The organism is Streptomyces sp. NPDC059371 (assembly GCF_042751995.1).
GTDB lineage: Bacteria > Actinomycetota > Actinomycetes > Streptomycetales > Streptomycetaceae > Streptomyces.
In genome coordinates this window covers 1-4,089 of sequence record NZ_JBHYXD010000053.1, presented here as the reverse complement: position 1 = coordinate 4,089, position 4,089 = coordinate 1, and the positions used below count along the sequence as shown (strand labels likewise).

3 protein-coding genes are annotated in these 4,089 nt (G+C 71.1%); 1 reads left to right on the top strand and 2 read right to left on the bottom strand.

What is annotated here, in order from left to right; translation table 11 throughout:
• Positions 1-144: 144 nt before the first annotated feature.
• On the bottom strand, positions 145-936 hold the full coding sequence (locus ACFXGX_RS26210; RefSeq protein WP_384795524.1) for an ABC transporter ATP-binding protein: 792 nt from the start codon (positions 934-936) through the stop codon (positions 145-147).
• Between the two features lie 90 nt (positions 937-1,026).
• Positions 1,027-2,490 (bottom strand): ABC transporter permease, encoded by a 1,464-nt coding sequence (locus ACFXGX_RS26205; RefSeq protein ID WP_384795522.1) that lies wholly within the window; start codon positions 2,488-2,490, stop codon positions 1,027-1,029.
• 363 nt (positions 2,491-2,853) lie between these two features.
• On the opposite strand from ACFXGX_RS26205, the gene ACFXGX_RS26200 reads away from it, so the two are divergent.
• On the top strand, positions 2,854-4,089 hold a 1,236-nt coding region (locus ACFXGX_RS26200), incomplete at its 3' end, for a D-alanyl-D-alanine carboxypeptidase family protein (protein ID WP_384795521.1).

The window sequence follows — 4,089 nt, the reverse complement described above, 5'->3', positions numbered from 1 at the left end:
GCCGCCGGCGTGAGATACCACCAGCGACCCCCCCCGCCCGCTCGCGCGCCGCCCCCCCCCCCCCGGGCGGGCCCCCCCCCCCCCCCGGGGGCGCGGGGGGCGCGAGGAGCGGGGTGGGTGCGGATGCCGGGGCCGACCGTGGGCTCAGCCCTGGGCGGCCCCGTACTGTTCCTGCGCGTACGGCGCCTGCGCGTACTCCTGCGGCGTGAACCGCTGCTGCGGGTCCGGGTGTCCGGCCCGCTCGGGGACGGCCCGGCGGGCACCCTGCTCGGTCAGGCTGATCTGCCCCGCCTTGATGGTCGCGAGGCGCGGCGCGCGGCGGGCGATGGACGAGTCGTGGGTGACCATGATGAACGTCAGCCCGTACTCGTGCCACAGCCCTTCGAGCAGGCCCATGATGTCGTCGCGGGTGCCCTCGTCGAGGTTGCCGGTCGGCTCGTCGGCGAGCAGCACCTTCGGCTTCTTGACCAGGGCCCGGGCTATGGCCACGCGCTGCTGCTGACCACCCGACAGCTCGGTCGGGACGTGCGTGAGCCGTTCGCCGAGACCGACCGAGCGGAGCGCCTCCGCGGCACGCTCGCGCCGCTCGGCGGGCTTGACCCCGAGGGGTACGAGGGCGGTCTCGACGTTCTCCTGCGCGGTCAGCGTCGGGATGAGGTTGAACGACTGGAAGATGATGCCGATCTTCTCGGCCCGCAGCCGGGTCAGCTTGGCCTCGCTGATGGTGCCGAGGTCCACGCCGTCCAGCTCGACCGAACCGGAGGTCGGCCGGTCGAGCCCGCCGATCATCTGGAGCAGCGTCGACTTGCCGCCGCCGGTGGGGCCCTGGATGACGAGCTGGTCGCCGTCCTCGATGGTGAGGTCGACGCCCCGCAGGGCCTCGACCGTCTCCTTGCCCCGCGTATAGCGCTTGGTGACGCCGGTGAGCTTGTACATGAAGGTTCTCCGAGGATAAAGGGGTGGGGCGCCGCGGCCCGGGGGGAGTGGACGCGGCGCCCCGACTCGTGGGGTGTGCCCGGGGATGGGTCAGGAGACGCTGCGGAGCGCGTCCGCCGGGCGCATCCGGGAGGCGCGCCAGCCGCCCATCGCGCCCGCGATCAGACCGCCGGTGACGGCCAGGCCCACGGCGAGCGCGATGGTGGTCACCGAGACCGGCGCGGTGAGCGCGATGTCGATGGTGTTCTTGGCCGCGGAGGCCGCCTGCCCGCCGGGACCGCCGCCGCCGGGGCCGCCCGGGCCGCCGGTGGAACCGGTGGAGCCGAGCTCCGCCGTCAGCTTCGGGCTGATCGCGGTGACGGTGTAGGCCGCCGCGAGTCCGAGGCCGATGCCGAGGACGCCGCCGAGCAGGCCGTTCACGATCGACTCGCCGACGACCTGCCGGGTGACCTTGCGGGACGGCCAGCCGAGCGCCTTCAGCGTGCCGAACTCACGCACACGGCGGGAGACGGCGGAGGAGGTGAGCAGCGCCGCGACCAGGAACGCGGCGATCAGGACGGCGATGGACAGCCACTTGCCGACGCTCGTCGCGAGGTTCGAGGCGGTCGACAGCGAGCCGGAGACGGTGTCCGCGAGGTCGGCGGAGGTGGTGACGGTCGTCCCGGAGATGTTCTTCTGGATGGTCGTCTTGACCGTGGCGATCTGCTTCGAGTCGGTCGCCTTGACGTAGATCGTGGTGACCTTGTTCTTGGCGTCGCCGAGCGTCTGGGCCTGCTTCAGCGGCAGGTAGATGTCGGTGGTCGACTCGCTGCTGTCGGGCGTCGCGATGCCGATGACCTTGTACTTCTTGCCGGAGATCTTGAGGGTCGAGCCGACCTTGTACTTGTTCTCCTTGGCGTACGACTTGCTGAGCACCGCGACCTTCGCGGAGGTCTGCGCGGCCGTGAACGTCCTGCCCGTGGTGATCTTCGAGGTGGCCAGCGGGCCGAGGTCCTGATGGGTCACGTCGACGCCGGCGACCGAGTAGGAGTTCACGTCGAAGGAGGCGCCGCCGCCCTGCACCTGGGGCGCACCGGTGCTGCCGCCCTGGCCGCCGGGTCCGCCCTGCTGGCCGGAGCCCGAGGTGGTGGACTTCGCCTTGCCCTGGGTGAAGGAGCCGTCGACCTTGGTGACGTTCAGGCTCAGCGCGCCCACGGCGCTCGCCACGCCCTTCTGCGTGGCGACCTCGGTGACGAGCGAGGACTTCAGGGACTGTCCTCCCTGGGTCATCACCCGGTCCGAACTCTGTGTCTTGCTGCTGTCCGACTTGGCGTCGAAGTCGAACTTCGGGCGCCCCGACGAGTTGCTCGACGGTGCCGTCTGGGCCTTGGTGACCGTCATGTCCGTGCCGAGCCCGTACAGCGACTTCAGGACTTTCTCCTGGGCCTGCTGCATGCCGGCCGACACCGAGTTGACGGTGATGACCAGCGCGATACCGAGCGCCAGACCCATGGCGATCACCAGCGCCGCCTTCTTGCGCCGGCTCAGCTCACGCTTGAGATAGATGCCAAACATCCCGTTCCTCAAAGGTTCTTGGCGCCCCCCTGTGGGCGCAGCCACAAGCTAGGGAGGAACCTTTGCGCCGGGCTGAGTAAGGGATGTGTGAGGGCTGAGAATCGGGACCCCGGAATCAATATTGGGTCAGACAGCCCATTCCCAGGCCTTCGAGGGCTCTTTGCCAGGAAACGCCTGTTGAATTGCCCCGCGACGGGAGTTCACACGCCCGCCCGCGCGCGTCGGGCGAGGGAAGCGCCCGTGCGTGCCGACGGGGCGGCCGTGTTCTCGCGTGGCTTGTTTTACCGCTGCTTTGGAAGCGCCGGTACTTTCCTTTGTCACCCCGCTGTCAGGCTTCCCGGACGGACTTTGTACGGTCCCGGGATGCGTGATTCTTCCGGGCTCTCCCGCCGTGCCGCTCTCGGCCTCGCCGCCGCCGTCCCCCTCGCCGCCGCGACGGCCACGACCGCTTACGCCGCGACGACGATCGGCGGCGCGCGACTGGCCCGTGCCGGGATACAGGTGAGCGGCGCGTCGGGGCTGCCCAAGCACCTCACCGCCCGCTCCTGGCTGGTCGCCGACCTCACCACGGGCCAGGTGCTCGCCGCGTACAACGCCCACCGGCGTCTCGCGCCCGCCTCCACGCTCAAGATGCTGTTCGCGGGCACGGTCCTGAAGAAGTTCGAGCGCGCCCGGACGTACAAGGTGGTCGACGCCGACATCGCCGACGTCCCCTCGGGTTCGAGCCTCGTCGGTATCAAGCCCGGCATCACCTACACCGTCGAGCAGTTGTGGCAGGGCGTCTTCCTGCGTTCCGGCAACGACGCGGTGCATGTGCTCAGCCATATGAACGGCGGCATCGAGGCCACCGTCGCGGAGATGCAGGCGCTCGCGAAGGATCTGCAGGCCCTCGACACCCACGTGGTCAGCCCCGACGGCTTCGACCACAAGGGCCAGCTCTCCTCCGCGTACGACCTGACGCTCTTCGCCCGGCACGGGCTCGCGGACGCCGACTTCCGCGGCTACTGCTCGACGAAGACCGCAGACTTCCCCGCCGGCGGCAAGAAGACCTTCCAGATACAGAACACCGACCGCCTGCTGACGGGCGCGTGGGGCATGAAGCCCTACGAGGGCCTGATCGGCGTGAAGAACGGCTACACCAGCCACGCCGGCAACACCTTCACCGGCGCGGCGACCCGCGACGGACGGACCCTGCTCGTCACGGTGATGCACCCCAAGAGCGGCGGCAACGGCGTCTACGAGGAGACGGCGCAGCTCCTCGACTGGGGTTTCGGCAAGGGTGCGAACGCCGAGCCGGTCGGCGCGCTGGTCGATCCGCTCAGCGCGGGCGGCGCGAGCGCGAAGCCCACGCGGAAGGCGGCGAAGGGTGCGGCGGGCGCTCCGGCTCCGGCCGCCGCCGGGCAGGGCGACGGCGCGCCGTGGGGGCTGATCGGCGGGGCCGGGGCGGCGGTGGCGCTCCTCGCGGGCGGCGCGCTCGCGCTGCGCGCCCGCGGGCGCCGGTCGGCCGGGCAGCCGGTCGCGGAGCCGGCTCAGGACCCGGCCGAGGCGCCGACCGTGAATCCCGCCGAGGCGGATGGCGTGAAGCCGGCCGCGGCGCCG

Bases quoted from the DNA above. Each gene is read 5' to 3' on its own strand.
- ACFXGX_RS26210 (WP_384795524.1), bottom strand. From the start codon at position 936: ATGTACAAGCTCACCGGCGTCACCAAGCGCTATACGCGGGGCAAGGAG.
- ACFXGX_RS26205 (WP_384795522.1), bottom strand. From the start codon at position 2,490: ATGTTTGGCATCTATCTCAAGCGTGAGCTGAGCCGGCGCAAGAAGGCG.